At 40.4% G+C, this 14731-nt stretch carries 15 protein-coding genes; 7 read left to right on the plus strand and 8 right to left on the minus strand.

Annotation, left to right across the window (positions count from 1 at the left end; all coding sequences use genetic code 11):
- Nucleotides 1-67 precede the first annotated feature (67 nt).
- Nucleotides 68-1033, minus strand: a complete 966-nt coding sequence (locus ACU0NF_RS00265; RefSeq protein WP_445659743.1) for a 3-carboxyethylcatechol 2,3-dioxygenase — start codon at nucleotides 1031-1033, stop codon at nucleotides 68-70.
- Nucleotides 1034-1509: 476 nt separating this feature from the next.
- On the opposite strand from ACU0NF_RS00265, the gene ACU0NF_RS00270 reads away from it, so the two are divergent.
- Complete coding sequence (locus ACU0NF_RS00270; protein WP_445659744.1) at nucleotides 1510-1872, plus strand: hypothetical protein; 363 nt, start codon at nucleotides 1510-1512, stop codon at nucleotides 1870-1872.
- Between the two features lie 99 nt (nucleotides 1873-1971).
- Here the strand turns inward: ACU0NF_RS00270 and ACU0NF_RS00275 are convergent, their stop codons facing one another.
- A complete protein-coding gene (locus ACU0NF_RS00275) occupies nucleotides 1972-2142 on the minus strand; it encodes a hypothetical protein (protein ID WP_445659745.1) in 171 nt (56 codons plus the stop codon).
- A gap of 230 nt (nucleotides 2143-2372) precedes the next feature.
- Here ACU0NF_RS00275 and ACU0NF_RS00280 point away from each other — a divergent pair, with 230 nt between their 5' ends.
- Entirely contained in the window at nucleotides 2373-3293 is a 921-nt protein-coding gene (locus ACU0NF_RS00280) for a LysR family transcriptional regulator (RefSeq protein ID WP_445659746.1), read from the plus strand.
- A gap of 149 nt (nucleotides 3294-3442) precedes the next feature.
- Here the strand turns inward: ACU0NF_RS00280 and ACU0NF_RS00285 are convergent, their stop codons facing one another.
- Complete coding sequence (locus tag ACU0NF_RS00285) at nucleotides 3443-3895, minus strand: DUF441 domain-containing protein (RefSeq protein ID WP_131319082.1); 453 nt, start codon at nucleotides 3893-3895, stop codon at nucleotides 3443-3445.
- A gap of 141 nt (nucleotides 3896-4036) precedes the next feature.
- Between ACU0NF_RS00285 and ACU0NF_RS00290 the strand changes: the two genes are divergently transcribed.
- Nucleotides 4037-4747, plus strand: a complete 711-nt coding sequence (locus ACU0NF_RS00290; protein WP_445659747.1) for a pseudouridine synthase — start codon at nucleotides 4037-4039, stop codon at nucleotides 4745-4747.
- On the opposite strand, the gene ACU0NF_RS00295 is transcribed toward ACU0NF_RS00290, so the two are convergent.
- From ACU0NF_RS00295 to ACU0NF_RS00305, 3 genes are all read right to left on the minus strand, one after another.
- The gene (locus ACU0NF_RS00295) at nucleotides 4740-5183 is read right to left on the minus strand and encodes a GNAT family N-acetyltransferase (RefSeq protein WP_445659748.1); all 444 of its coding nucleotides are present in this window, start codon (nucleotides 5181-5183) and stop codon (nucleotides 4740-4742) included. The two genes, ACU0NF_RS00290 and ACU0NF_RS00295, sit on opposite strands and share 8 nt — an antisense overlap.
- 90 nt (nucleotides 5184-5273) lie before the next feature.
- Complete coding sequence (locus ACU0NF_RS00300; protein WP_445659749.1) at nucleotides 5274-5609, minus strand: type II toxin-antitoxin system RelB/DinJ family antitoxin; 336 nt, start codon at nucleotides 5607-5609, stop codon at nucleotides 5274-5276.
- Between the two features lie 115 nt (nucleotides 5610-5724).
- Nucleotides 5725-6630 carry a pseudouridine synthase gene (locus tag ACU0NF_RS00305; RefSeq protein ID WP_445659750.1) on the minus strand — a complete coding sequence of 302 codons (906 nt, stop codon included), beginning with the start codon at nucleotides 6628-6630 and terminating at the stop codon, nucleotides 5725-5727.
- A 151-nt stretch (nucleotides 6631-6781) separates the two neighbouring features.
- Between ACU0NF_RS00305 and tsaE the strand changes: the two genes are divergently transcribed.
- The 4 genes from tsaE (at nucleotide 6782) to hfq (ending at nucleotide 10780) form a co-directional block, all read left to right on the plus strand.
- Nucleotides 6782-7258, plus strand: a complete 477-nt coding sequence (gene tsaE / locus ACU0NF_RS00310; RefSeq protein WP_131267467.1) for a tRNA (adenosine(37)-N6)-threonylcarbamoyltransferase complex ATPase subunit type 1 TsaE — start codon at nucleotides 6782-6784, stop codon at nucleotides 7256-7258.
- Nucleotides 7251-9209: a DNA mismatch repair endonuclease MutL gene (gene mutL / locus ACU0NF_RS00315; protein ID WP_445659751.1), complete on the plus strand. Its 1959-nt coding sequence runs from the start codon at nucleotides 7251-7253 to the stop codon at nucleotides 9207-9209. Before tsaE ends, mutL begins: the two co-directional genes overlap by 8 nt.
- Nucleotides 9210-9215: 6 nt before the next feature.
- A complete protein-coding gene (miaA, locus tag ACU0NF_RS00320; RefSeq protein ID WP_445659752.1) occupies nucleotides 9216-10160 on the plus strand; it encodes a tRNA (adenosine(37)-N6)-dimethylallyltransferase MiaA in 945 nt (314 codons plus the stop codon).
- Between the two features lie 92 nt (nucleotides 10161-10252).
- The gene (gene hfq, locus ACU0NF_RS00325) at nucleotides 10253-10780 is read left to right on the plus strand and encodes an RNA chaperone Hfq (RefSeq protein ID WP_370983335.1); all 528 of its coding nucleotides are present in this window, start codon (nucleotides 10253-10255) and stop codon (nucleotides 10778-10780) included.
- A 175-nt stretch (nucleotides 10781-10955) separates the two neighbouring features.
- Here hfq and ACU0NF_RS00330 read toward each other — a convergent pair whose 3' ends face one another.
- Together ACU0NF_RS00330 and ACU0NF_RS00335 are read right to left on the minus strand one after the other, a co-directional pair.
- Entirely contained in the window at nucleotides 10956-12260 is a 1305-nt protein-coding gene (locus ACU0NF_RS00330; RefSeq protein ID WP_445659753.1) for a peptidylprolyl isomerase, read from the minus strand.
- Nucleotides 12260-14719 carry an LPS-assembly protein LptD gene (locus tag ACU0NF_RS00335; protein ID WP_445659754.1) on the minus strand — a complete coding sequence of 820 codons (2460 nt, stop codon included), beginning with the start codon at nucleotides 14717-14719 and terminating at the stop codon, nucleotides 12260-12262. Before ACU0NF_RS00335 ends, ACU0NF_RS00330 begins: the two co-directional genes overlap by 1 nt.
- Between the last annotated feature and the right edge of the window lie 12 nt (nucleotides 14720-14731).

Here is a 14731-nt window from a genome sequence, read left to right on the forward strand (position 1 = left end):
GCATGCATTGACCAAAAAAGGACATCATTTGATGTCCTTTTTATTTGAATTTTTGCAGATATGACTTTTATAATTTGTTAAATGTTTGTGATTTGGGTTCAGCGGTCATCATACCCATACCTGCAATCCATTCCTGAATCGGTTCATAATAATGCACTTCTGAATCATATTCACCACTTGCAGAAAGTGCTGCGAATGCTGCAATCCAGGCTCGGATTTCCTGACCGCCACGTCCACCATCACGGCGAATTTCGTCATTACTCATCTTGGCGAGGTAATCAAAGTCCGCATTTTTAAAGCGCTGCAATAAGTCTTTATCCCATTCCGGGTTCAGCGGGAGCGCGGCTGACATGTCGCCACTCGCCAAGCGTTGTCCAACCGCAATGATTTTGGATTGACGATGCTCACGTGATTCTGCTGTCGGGTTACGCCCCGCAATTAAGAATTCCTGAATTTCGGGTGCTGTGGTGCCAATTTGAGGGGTCGGTGGATCATGCGATAAACCGCCCGATCCAATAATTAAAATGCGTTCATCTAAGCTTTTAAGATATTCGCCAATCACTTTACCTAGTTCAATCACCCGTTTGGTTCGTGGCATGGGTGCGGCAGCGCCATTGATAAATACGGGGATCACCGGATAACGATCCAACTGAGCTTCACAAAGTAAATCCAGCGGCTGGGTAAAGCCATGATCGGCTTGCATACGATATGAATAGGAAACATCAATATCGTGCTCTAAACAGTGTTCAATCAAAGCTAAGGCTTTATCTTCTGGGACGTTTAATGGTGCAGGTCCGTAGTTCCAGTCACCTGCAGCCGTTGCACGTACACCGACACAGAAACTTGGCATCAGGTCGTAAAAGAAGCCATTAAAATGGTCTGGACCAAAGACCACAATGAGCGTGGGGTCATAAGCTTTAACCTGTTCCGCCAGTTTCTGAAATGTTGCGCGTGCAGCTGCTTCAATCTCTGCGGGAGGAGACGCAAAATCCAGTAATGGGGTGTGCGAGACACATATCAGTTTTATGGGCATTATTTTTTCTCAAATCTGCATGTATTAATGACTTGAGCTTAAATATAAAGGGACAGGTAAATACAATATTTATCTTTGATCGAACCATAGTCAAAATATTCATATTAAACAGATGTGTTTAGTTTTATTATTTTTAGCATGTTGAAATACAGTTGTTTAATTTATTACTGATATTTTTGAGATAGATAATATTGAAAACTTCATGGTTCGTGGAGTTTTAATTTCTGCAAAGCTAAGACCAAAGTTTTAACCAGGTTTAGGTTTTTTAAGTGAGGGGGAAAGTGAATAAGATTATTTAGTGAACAAGATTAATTAAAGTTGAATTTGAGGCAGTATAAAAAGTAATGCTTTAATTTGAAAAAAGAATTTGTTATGTTGTTTCTGAATAACAACAATTTGAATAAGTTTTAAATAGAAAAAACAGGATGATTTTTTTCTATAGCTCAAAACAATTAAAAAAATAAAAGGAAAATTTTATGAAACAGTATCAGAGAGCGGCTCTTGCTTTAGTGGTGGCCAAGCTAGAATTTGGCGATAATAAATCCAATATTTTTGATTATAACGAAAATTTATATCCTCAAATAAGCGGCAATGTGAATCAACATGAAGCTAAACTTTATGATTATCAGCGATCAGTAATTTTTGAGGGACGAAATACCGGTCGGGAGTTCAATTTATATGATTATGGTCACAGTGAATTTATTAGTTTAAAAAAGAAAGGTGTAAAAAAATACGAAGGTTATCATTATGGAAATTCAAGTTATTTCGAGATTACGATTTCTGGTTCTACCTTGAGTTTTTATGATTTGGGTACTGGGCAATATTATCGCTTTTCTTGATCGCTGATTTGTTTTATCCCAAGTGAATTGAGGTGGAATCCTGTCTAAACGTACCGCATGCGTCAAAATATTGTCAAAAAAATACACAGTCATTCGTCGTCATAAATGAAAGCCCTGCATTAATTTCGCTTGCCAACTGCTTGTATCAACAGCTTGTGCTTTTGCCAAAAATTTAACTTGAGTCGATTCACCTTTCCAATATGGTTCGGCAAATTTAAGTTCACGTTTTGCCCGAATATTGAATAGCCTAGAATATGAGAAGTAATTCATGACGTTTTCCTGCGAGGATTTTTTTCGTTAAAAACATTATGAAATAAAATAAAACATGAAATAGACTAATTAATTTTATGGTATATTGAATTTTATTCATTTTTATTTTTTTGAAAATTTATCTGAGTGTTTATCTTTAAGTAGAATTATTTCTATAAGATTCCTGGGCATATAGCAAAGTTACATATCGTTCACTCGGACAAAGTTTCATTTTGTGGATCCTCCTTCCCATGTTAGAAATTCGTCATTTAAAAACTTTAACGGCTTTGCGTGAGCATGGTTCATTGGTGGCTGCTGCCAATGATTTGTGTTTAACGCCATCAGCAATTTCTCATCAGCTGAAAGAACTGGACCATTGGTATGGGGTAGAGGTGGTGAATCGCCGTAGTCGCCCGGTGACTTTTTCCAATGTGGGGCAGCGCTTACTCAAATTGGCTGATGATGTATTGCCACAAATTCAGATTACCCAAACTGACATTACCCGTATCGTACATGGTCAGACCGGACGTATTATTTTTTCATCTGAATGTCATAGCTGTTTTGACTGGTTGATGCCTTTGCTCAACCAATATCGCCATTTATATCCAGATGTAGACCTGGATTTTGCTTCAGGTTTTGAATCCAATCCGCATGAACTTTTGCAAAATGCAGAATTTGACATGCTGATTACCGCAGATCCGATTGCATTAAAAGGCATCGAATATTTCCCGATTTTTGAATATGAATCACGTCTGGTTTTATCCAATACCCATCCATTGGTACGTGCAGAATGTATTACCGTGCAAGAATTGGCAGATGAAACCCTAATTACCTATCCGGTCGATAAGCACCGTTTAGATATCATGGCGAAACTGTTTATTCCTGCAAATATCCAACCGAAGCACATACGCACCACAGATTTAACTCAGATGCTGATTCAGTTGGTGGCGAGTGGTCGAGGTATTGCGGCACTTCCAGATTGGGTGGTGAATGAATATGAGCAAAAGGGCTGGGTGACTTCACGCCGTTTAGATTGTGTGTCTTCCACAGGCTTGCGCCGTACCTTGTATGCGGGTTATCGAACTGAAGAGAAAGAGAAAAGTTATTTTGAAGGTTTCTTAAAACAATTGGCTAAATTCTCGCAAAAGCGTAATCAGTATTATTCTGCATAAAAAGAATCGATCATTCATTTAAAAATTGAGACGATCAATAGAACAGATGAGCTGGATGATTAACTCATCTGTTGTTTGTCTTTTTAAATGGGGAAATAGAAAAGTTACAAAGACTGAATCTTAATATGAGTCAATCGACAAGCTTAATTTTATGAATGACCAATAAACAGAGTCAGTATCCCTGCAGCAATTAAAGGGCCGACAGGAACACCGCGCAATACCGCAACACCTGCAACCGTACCAATCAATAAACCTGCAACTACATCGGGCTGGTTGCTCATCAGCTTAACCCCACGTCCACCCAGCCATGCAACTAAAACACCAATTGCAATGGCCAGTAGTGATTTCCAGCTCATAAAGGATTTTAAAATCGCCTCTCCCGGAATTTTTCCGCTGGCAATAGGAGTGAGCACGCCAATGGTTAAAATAATGATGCCGATATTTAAACCGTGTTGCTGCAAATAAGGGAAAAATTCACTCAGCGGGGTAATGCGAAAGACAATTAAAACACCGGCAGCAATGGTGACTGCACTGTTATGACTAAAGATGCCGCAAGCCAATAAAACCAAGAGAACGATCAGATTTAAATCTAAATTGGACATTACTTTCTGGGAGATAAGATAAATAAGATCCATTGTATCGGGTTTTACCCTTAGATTTACTGTAAAGAGGCGTTGAACAATAAAATTAGTCTGCATTTCAGTATAGAATGCGGCTTTGATGATAGCTAAAAGGTAAGGTTTATGTTCTTGGAAAAGATGTTGCAATCGCAAGGTTTCGGTTCGCGTAAACATTGCCAGCAGCTCATTAAAAATGGAGCGATTGCCATCCAAGGTGAAGTCATCACCAATGCAAAACATAAACTGGATTTAAATAATTTAAGTTTTTCCGTGTATGGCGAACATTTTGAATATCGTGAAAAGGTCTACATCGCTTTAAACAAGCCGCAGGATTATGAATGTTCACATCAGGCCACACACCATTTTAGTGTGTTTGATCTTTTTGATGATGTGTTGATGAACCGTGGTTTGCAGTGTGTGGGTCGTTTAGATCAGGACACTAGCGGACTTTTATTACTCACCGATGATGGTCAGTTTCTGCAAGCCTTAACCCATCCAAAAAAACACGTGGCTAAAGTCTATCGAATGCAAACGGCCGATCCTGTGACAGAGCAACAGATTCAGCAATTGCAGCAGGGCGTAGAATTACATAATGAATCAGGTATTTTTGCGGCAACAGATGTGGTTCAACTTGCAGAAAATGAATTGCAGCTGACCATTCATCAAGGTGTTTACCATCAGGTGAAGCGGATGTTAGCTGCTGTGGGAAATAAAGTTGAACGATTACATCGTCAGCAAATTGGGACTTTAACACTTCCTGAATTGGAACAGGGGAAGTGGATTTATTTAGATGAACAACAAGTTGAACTCGCCAAGACGCGTATGGTTATTTAAGGAAACAATGATAGGTCTGGAATTCATTGTCTTTCACAAAGCCCATGTGCTCATACAGTTTATGGGATTGATAATTGGTTTTTTGAGTTTCCAGGCTAATGCGTAGTGCATTTTCATGACGTGCAAATAAAATGGCAGTATCAATCAGTTGTTTTGCTGAACCCTGACGTCGATAGATTGGTGTGACGTAAACATCATCTAAAATATAATAGGTGGAACAAGCAACCGAAGAAAATCCTAAATAAAGTAAAACGAAACCTGTAAAAACATTGTCTTTGATATGAATAAAAATCACGCTTTCTTGATTTTCAAAGCGCTGTTTTAAGAATTGATAGGATAAATTTAAGTTGGAAGAAGCACCATAAAATTGGCGATATTCATCGAATAAAACTGCAAGTGGATGTAAATCTTCTAGAGTTGCGCGTCTTACGATCATTCTATACTCCATGCTTTTATTATCTTTGCATGAAGCATAACTAATTTTTTATATTCGGTTTTTTAAATTTTGTTTGTAAATGCGACACTGTTAAGTTTTGTCACTTTCACCCAAAATGGCATTCAGCTCTTCAAACAGGTCTAAATGGTCATCATCTAAAATAAATTCTTCATCCACATCAAGTGATTGTTCCGCTTCACCATTTAAAACGGTTTGCTGTTGCTTTAATTTACGGATCTTATACAGTTGTTCAAGATTAATACTTTGATTTTCAATAGAAAAGGGGATGGATTTGGTTAGCACGACTTGTTTAAAGAACAGTCGAACCGCTTGTGCTGGCGTAATCCCCAATTGTTTAAACACTGCAAAAGCATGTTTCTTTTCTTGGGAGTCAAGTCTTATTTGATAAACTTCTGTTTTTCTCATGATTTTTTGAATACATCTAATTACTTAACTTTTCAGCATTTATTTTAATCAAATCTAATGTAATTTCAATATTCATACACTATATTTACGAAAATAATTTGTAATGACAAGCTTATTACAATGTCAACTCAAAGTTGGATAAAAATTGCATATCCTGAAAAGTGATAGGATCGTTAAAGCAAATATGCTTTGCTAAAAGCTGTAGTGGTGCAGAAAAGTCATCTTCCCTTTTATGCTGCACCACTGGATAAAAAGGATCATTTTTAATGGCAATGCCTAAACTGTTCAAATGGACACGCAATTGATGTTGCTTACCCGTGATCGGTTTAAGTTGGTATTTCCCCCAAACAGAATCATGTTCAATTAAATCAATTTCCGTTTGACTATTTATTTGCCCTTCAACGACTTGCATCGTATAAAAGGGTTGTCCTTTTTCCATCCGATAAAGAGTATGACAAGGAAATGTTAAATCTGCATGAAATGGGGCAATGGCATGATAGGTTTTATTCACCTGTCGCTGTGTAAACATTTCTTGATAGATTGCTCGGGTAGCGGGCTGTTTAGAAAATAAAACTACTCCTGCCGTTTCACGGTCGAGACGATGAATCGGGGTTAAAAACTCATTACCGGTTTGTTTTTTTAAACGCACTAACAGTGTTTCTTGAACATATTGTCCGGTTGGGCTGATGGTTAAAAAATGCGGTTTATCGATTACCAGTAAGTGTTCATTTTCAAATAAAATTTCATGTTCAAAGGGAACATGTATTTCATGTGCTAGAAAACGGTAGTAAAACACGTGGCTATTTTCGATATATTCAGAGCTTAAGCTTAATACCTGACCTAAAGCATCATAAATTAATCCGTCAGTAAAACGCTGCTGCCATTCAGCGGGTTCAATATGTGCAAACTGCTGACATAAATATTGATAAACAGTTATTGGTGCAGGCTTCATTTTAGGAAGAAATACTTTGCTTGCGCTTACGCCATCTAGCATGGGTGGAATAAATTCAGTGTTGGTCATGTGATTTGTCTTGGATGAATCTGTCGGTCATCAAAATGAATGATATTTACCAGGAAATGTAGGAAAAGTTACACATTTGCAAGTGCGAGCATGGGCAATAAAGCGGTGCGATGCTATCATATTTGGTCTTTGGAATCATGTCGTGAGTAATATGCAGTATTCATTTAATTTAGCCCTGAACAATGAAGACGATACCCAAAATTTAGCACAGGTTTTGGCGCAGCATTTTAGCACGGGCGTGGTTTATTTAATTGGTGATTTAGGTGCAGGGAAAACTACACTGACACGCTATTTCTTGCAAAGTTTAGGACATCAGGGCGCAGTAAAAAGCCCGACTTATACTTTGGTTGAACCGTATAATATTCAAGGTAAAGATATCTTTCATTTCGATTTATACCGCTTAAATGACCCTTATGAACTTGAACTGATGGGTATTCGCGATTATCTGGAAACACCGAATGCACTATTTTTATTTGAATGGCCCTCAAAAGGTGGTGATGAAATTCCACAAGCGGACCTGATTATTAATATTGAAAAGTCTGAAGATGAGCTGACGCGTACAGCAAGTTTAAGTTTTTCATCGGCAGCATTAAAACAAGCATTAGAGAGTCAATTGAACAATGCGTGATCATTTAAGCGAACGTCGTATTCATACCCTTAATCCTGCACTGGCAAACCAGATTGCGGCAGGTGAGGTGATTGAACGCCCAGCATCGGTAGTGAAAGAATTATTAGAAAATTCAATTGATGCGGGTGCGACTGAACTTATTATTCGCGTTGAACAAGGTGGCAGCACCTTAATTGAAATCATTGACAATGGTCATGGGGTTCATCCAGACGATTTAGCGCTGGCGGTCATGCGTCATGCCACCAGTAAAATTCAAACGGCTGATGATTTACAGGCCATTGTCAGTTTGGGTTTTCGCGGTGAAGCACTGGCCTCTATTGCCGCCGTTTCCCGTTTAACCCTGACCAGCAGCCAGAATGATGAGGGTATTGGTTATCAGGTTGAAGTGAATGGCACGGCTTTTGATCATCAGGAAATTCAGGCGGTAGCGACTCAAAAAGGCACCCATATTCGGATTCAGGACCTGTTTTTTAATGTGCCTGCACGTCGCAAGTTCTTAAAAAAGCAGGGCACTGAATTTGGTCATATTGAAGAAATTGTCCGTCGTCTGGCACTCACCCATTTTGATATTCGTTTTGTTTTAGAGCATAACAATAATGTTCGTTTGAACTTGCCGATTGCAGATAGTGGCGAGCTGCGTTTCCAACGTGTTCAGCAGTTATTGGGTCGCCAATTTACTGAAAATGCCTACTGGATTGATGCCGATAGCATCAACATGCGTTTGTCTGGCTGGCTCGGTCATCCATCAGATGCACGTTCACAAGCAGACTTGCAGTATGTCTACGTGAACGGGCGGATCGTCAAAGATAAAACCATTTCCCATGCCTTGCGTATGGCTTACGATGGAATTCTGCATGGTCATCAACATGCTGCCTATCTGCTTTTTTTAGAAGTGGATCCTGAAAATGTCGATGTTAATGTGCATCCCACCAAACATGAAATTCGTTTTTTAAATCAACGTGAAGTACATGAATTTGTGCGTCATTTTGCCAAAGAAACGCTATCTCAGTTCCAAACGGCAAGTGCTGACTTGGCGCAGGCCATGAAAACGCAAGAGGAGGCTGCTCAGAATCCTCAAGTGCAGCTTCCGCGTTATCAGGAACAGTTTCAACTGCATCGTGCTGTTGAAAATAAACAGCCCGTTATGGCGGTTGAATCATCTACTGAATTGTTAACTGATTTTAATGCTTCTAGCCCGCAAACCGTTCAATATTCGTCACAGCCTTCGCAAAGTCGTTATGCGGGATCACAGCAACTGAATAATGCCTTGCAAAGCTATTTAGCGCCCTTACGTGAATCAACCTCATCGGCTGCACATACAGAGCTGAATCAATTTGAACAAACTCCTGCAACTCATGTGGATGAGCATCCACTCGGGATTGCAATTGCACAATTGCATGGCATTTACATTCTGGCGCAGAACACTGAAGGTTTAATTATTGTGGATATGCATGCCGCGCATGAGCGAATTGTATTGCAGCAAATGAAAGCGGCGTGGGATAAGCCAGAATTTTGGACATCACAACAGCTGCTTATTCCTAAAGTTATCAGTATCAGCCGTATGCAAGCCATGCGGGTCGATGAGCTAAAAGATCAGCTTGCACGTTTAGGTCTGGAAATTGATCAATATGGCGATGAACAAGTGATTGTACGCGGGGTGCCTGCCATTTTGCATAAGGCAGATTTTGAATCCTTGGTGCCTGAATTGCTGAATGATTTAGACCCAAGTGATGAAGCTCAAGGCTTGCTGCAAAAGCGTGACCAAATTTTAGCGGGAATGGCGTGCCATGGCGCAGTGCGTGCACATCGTATCTTAAGCCTTTCTGAAATGAATGCTTTGCTGCGCCAAATGGAACAAACCGAATTTGCCAGCCAGTGTAATCATGGACGTCCAACTTGGCGTGCATTTCCACTTTCACAATTAGATAAACTTTTTGCTCGAGGAGAGTAGTTGTACATGTCAAATCAATTGCCGGTCATCAATTTAATGGGACCAACTGCAAGTGGTAAAACCGCTTTGGCATGTGAACTTTATGAGCAAGGTCATTTTGAGCTCATCTCCGTCGATTCTGCGCTGGTTTATAAAGATATGGACATTGGTACGGCAAAACCAACGAAAGAGGAGCAGGCGCGCTATCCGCATCATCTGATTGATATTATTACGCCTTTAGAAGTGTATTCAGCTGCGCAGTTTGTGGAAGATGCCTGTGTGCTGATTGATGATATGCATGCACGTGGTAAAACACCTATTTTGGTAGGTGGAACCATGCTTTATTTCAAGGCTTTACTGGAAGGGTTGTCGAGCAATTTACCCAGTGCTGATCATGCTGTTCGGGCTGAAATTGAAGCGCAAGCAGAACAACAAGGCTGGGACGCGGTATATGCAGAATTATGCGCGGTAGATGCCTTGGCAGGACAGAAATTCAAGATCAGTGATAAACAACGAATTATCCGTGCATTAGAAGTATTTAAGCTAACCGGGCAGCGGATTACAAAACTACAAGCCGAGCAACCCAAAAATGTACCATATCGTTACACTTTTCATAATCATGCTTTATTGCCTGATCGTGTAGAATTACATAAACGTATTGAACAGCGGCTTAAAACTATGTGGGATATCGGATTTTTACATGAAGTAGAAGATCTGATTGAAAAATACGATTTAAATGATAATTTACCTTCCATGCGTTCCGTCGGTTATCGTCAAACTTTAGAATTCCTGCAAAAAAGTGATCAAAGTAACGAAAAAAGGCAAGAAATGGAGGATAAGTCTTTGTTTGCGACACGACAACTTGCAAAACGTCAATATACCTGGTTAAGATCTTTGCAAGAATCGCATAATTTTAAAACATATTTGACAATAACGCAGGCTCAAGAAGACTTGCGAAACTGTTACGGATAAAGCAAAATTTAGTAACTGTCTTTTTATAATTTTTATTTGAATAATAGAGATAGTTTTTTGCGCTGATTTTTAAATTTTTTTGGAGTTATAACATGTCTAAAGGTCAAACTTTACAAGATCCGTTCTTGAATTCTCTCCGTAAGGAACGCATCCCTGTTTCTATCTTCCTTGTTAACGGTATCAAATTACAAGGTCATATTGAATCTTTTGACCAATATGTCGTTTTATTAAAAAATACTGTAAGCCAAATGGTTTATAAACATGCGATTTCTACAGTCGTTCCTGCACGTAACCCACGTCCTGCTGGTGCTCCTGCTGGTGCTCAAGGCGCTCCTGGTAGCTTTGGTGCTCAAGGCGGTCAAGGTGGCTTCGGCGGTCAAGCTGGCGGTTTCGGTGGTCAAGCTGGTGGCTTCGGTGGCCAAGGTGGCTTCGGCGGTCAAGGCGGCTTTGGTGCTCAAGGCGGTTTTGGTGGTCAAGGCGGTTTTGGTGGTCAACAAGGCGGTGGTTTTGGTGGTCAAGGCGGCTTCGGTGGTCAAGGCGGCTTCGGTGGTCAATCAAACCCTGGTTTTGAAGGCGAAACAAAATTTGAAGATCCTCAAGATGACGAAAATAATCGTTAATTGTTGATTCTTAAAAACCTCTCCTTGTGAGAGGTTTTTTTTATTTAACAGAATCCGATTTATATGATTTTGAGTTTTTCTTGTCTGAAATAAAAAGCCAGTTGTTTAAACAACTGGCTTTTATGGCTTAAATAAGTTTTAGCTTAAATCGCTTTTGGCTTAAAGAGTGTGAGCGTTATTTATTCTTTTTGCGATCCAGACTCGGATCCTTAATCTCAACAAAAGCATTGCTGCGAATTTCACGTAACCAGCTATCTAGCTCTGCATCAAATTGGCGTTCACCTAAAATTTGACGTGCCATACGTTCCTGATATTCACGCGTCATATCTTGTTGGCGAGTATCTGTCACTTGAAGAATGTGCCAGCCAAATTGGGTTTGAAATGGCGCACTGGTTTGACCTACAGGTGTATTTTTCATTTGAGTTTCAAATTCGGGAACCATAACACCCGGGTTAACCCAGCCCAAGCTACCGCCATCACGCGCAGAACCTGGATCATTAGAGAACGTTGCAGCCAGTACTGCAAAATCTTCACCTGCTTTTAAGCGATTATAAATGCTGTCAATTTGCTGTTTGGCATTTTCCGGACTCACCACTTCAGAAGGCTGAATCAAGATATGGCGTGCTTTATATTGAGGCACAATGGCTTTTTGATCCGCACCTTTACGATCAATGAGTTTTAAAACATGTATTCCATCTTGCACGGGAATAAGGTCAGTGGTTTGTCCAACTTGGAGTGGACTTACACGTGCCGCAAGTTCGCTTGGAATGTCAGACAGATTGCGAAAGCCCGTATCTGCACTTTCGACTTTCACGCCATTGGCAGTGAATTTTTTATCAATTGCAGCAATATCATTGCTATCTTTTAATGCCGCTTTCACTTGCTCAGCAACTTTTGCTACATTGTTGTTGCCGGAAATACGTACATGTAATACATGTACCTGATTGCCTAAGGCTGCTTGACCTTGCGGTGTTTTTAAGAAATTGTCCACGTCCTGGTCACTAATTTTAATACGTGACATCACCATTTGTTGACGTAGGCGATTGATGGCTAAATCTTCTGTAATACGGTTACGCAGCGATTCATAAGTTCCAGGTGCAATCGCATCCAGTTTTTGCTGAAATGCTTCCAGACTATTGCTACCGGACTGAGCAGCAACTTTCATTACAGCTTCGTTCAGCTCTTTTTCATTGGGCTTGATATTGTAGCGTTTGACCTGCTCAAGTTGAGCTTGGCGAATGATCAGCTGATCAAGAGCCTGCTGTTTTAGGAATTGCTCTGGTGGAACTGGTTTTTTTTGGCTTTCAAATTGGTGTTTTACTTCTGCAATACTTTGATCTAAATCACTTTTCAAAATGACACTGTTATCTACCAAAGCCACAACTTCATCTGTTGGTTGCGCGAATGTAGCCATTGATGAAGAAAGGGCTAAAGCAAGAGCAGTCGCTTTAAAAAAATGTTTTAACTGTATTGTCTTCATTAACGTTGTGTCCAAGATTGATTAATTTTATTAAAACCTAGAATACGGTTTTCTAGTAATGATGAAAGCTTTTTGTTGAAACCACCTAAGCCTTTAAGGCTGACTTCAGCCATGATGGCGCGTTTTGCATTGACGCCCTCTGCCTTCACATCATCCAGGTCATTATAGTAAGAGCGTCCATAAACCGAAACACCCCAACAACACGCTTCATAATTTACACCCAATAGATATTCGCGCGCTACATTATTGTCTATGTCGTATTGAGCATGTCCCATAATGCGCCAGTTGTTAGAGACTGGCTGAATGAAGGATGCAACGACTTGGTCATATTGCTTTTGCTGGTTTGGAATGTCTTGGCGATAGAAGTAACCCACGTTATACAGGTTACCTTGTTCACCAGTGTAATAAAGCTGGAAGTCGCGTTGAGCATTGTCGCCATTCGACATCCATGCCGAGTTGGCACCGATCGTGAAATTTTGTGACAGCTGGCTAGATACGCTTAAAACAGGGCCGGTACGACGTTCAGTATCAAACTGATTGCTTTCATTTTCTAAACTTACTTGGCGATCTTCAAAATAGAAGCTTTGTCCAACGCTGGTTTTTAAACGTTCCAGACCAATTTCATCAAACAAGCTATAACTTAGACCTAAAGATAAGAAATTGTTGTCTTCTAAACGGTCATGGCCATAGAAACGACGTGCATTAAATAACTGGTCATAATTGATCGATGCGGTTGTCGAGTCAAAGTTTGGATGACCATCCTGGTTTTTATATGGTGCGTAGGCATAAAATGCACGGGGTGTGATGGTTTGTAAAAATTTACCCTCTTTTTCAAAGGTCAAACCGGTATCTAAAGTGAATTGCGGCACAGTCACCGATTGATTTTCACTTGAAGAATTGGTGTTCTGGTTGGCATTAATGGTGTCTTGATCATAGAAAGTATTGATATTACGAATCGACACTTCCGGAATGACAAATGACCACGGATTACGGTAGTTATAACGAACAGAAAAGTCATTATAAATACGGGTACCGCTTGGCTCATAGGAGCCAGTATTGGCTGTATCAGAAAGGCTGATGTCTTTCTTAAAGTAAGCGGTGTCGTTATTAAATTCGTATTGTAAACCCAGTGGATTGCCTGTTTTATAATTTAACAGGAACTGTGGTAAACGGGCATAGGGACGGTCTTGATCAGAAACAGACTTGTCCAGAGTCTGGAAATCTTCAACTTTTAACTGGGCTTTTAAGCCGGGAATACCATTTTTATAGTTAAGTTCCCAAGCGCGACGCAAGTTTAAGTCGGTCTTCGAGTTGGGGTTGTTGTTTAAGTCAGAGAAATAATCTTTATCTGAGGCGTAGTTATAATCCAGGTTGGTAGAAAATTGATCGTTAATTTGCCATTGATGCAATAGATGCAAGTCTTTACGGTCTTGGCCATCATATTTGTCATCCGAAGCCAAATAACCGCCCCAAATCATACCTGAGCCGTAATTCTCGGTTAAATAACGGAATTCGCCTTCAAGCATGGCTCCACGATCAGCAATATATCGTGGCGTAACGGTAGCATCGTAATTTGGCGCCAGATTTAAATAAACCGGAACAGCGAGTTCTACACCACCGTCGTTGGTAAAGCCAAAACTTGGGGTCAAAATACCCGTGGTACGACGGTCATCAATCGGGAAGTTAAAGTAGGGAACCGCCAAAACGGGAACATCTTTAACATAGAGCTTGGTTCCGCGCGTTTCTCCGCGACCCGTTTCCTGATTTAAAGTGATTTTATCTGCCTGAATTTTCCAGGTGGGTGTTTCATCGGGTGGACAAGTGCTATAGGTCGCATTGTTCATCACCACAACATTTTCAGAAGTACGGGCAATTTTCTCCGCACGGCCATGCGCATGTTGTTCTTCAGAAATATAGAAACTGTTATTTAAATCGCCTTGCTGGGTTTTTAAGTTGTAATTGATCTGATCACTTTGTGCGAGCAATCCGGCTTGTGCCATTTGCACGCGACCTTCAGCATTGGCAAAAGTTTGAGTCTGGTCAATGGTGATTTTATCGGCACGAATCTGGCGACCTTGTTGATCAATAACGACATTGCCCTCAAGGACAGAATCGCCTTTGGGATCGTAATGACCATAATCTGCAGTCACAACTGAGGTGGCTTCAGACGGATCTACCGCTTGGGTCTCCGGGCTAATCGGCGTAACCCAGGCACCTTTACAATAGGCGGAACTTAAATTTTGTCCCTGACGCTGTTGCGCTTCTGGTGAGGATTTATCAACGTAATATTGTTCAAAAAATTGTTGTCCAGGATAAGCTTCCTGAATGCTGTCCTTCATTTTTTGGTTGTCGACAGTCGAAGCTGGAAGTGTGGACTCAGCATAGCTTGAAATCGAGCTGCCACATAAAAGGGTCAAGATAGCAGTCGCTAAAGGATTAAATTTGAACTGATGCTTCATTTGTATCATTAA

It is taken from the genome of Acinetobacter sp. F16, assembly GCF_052712855.1.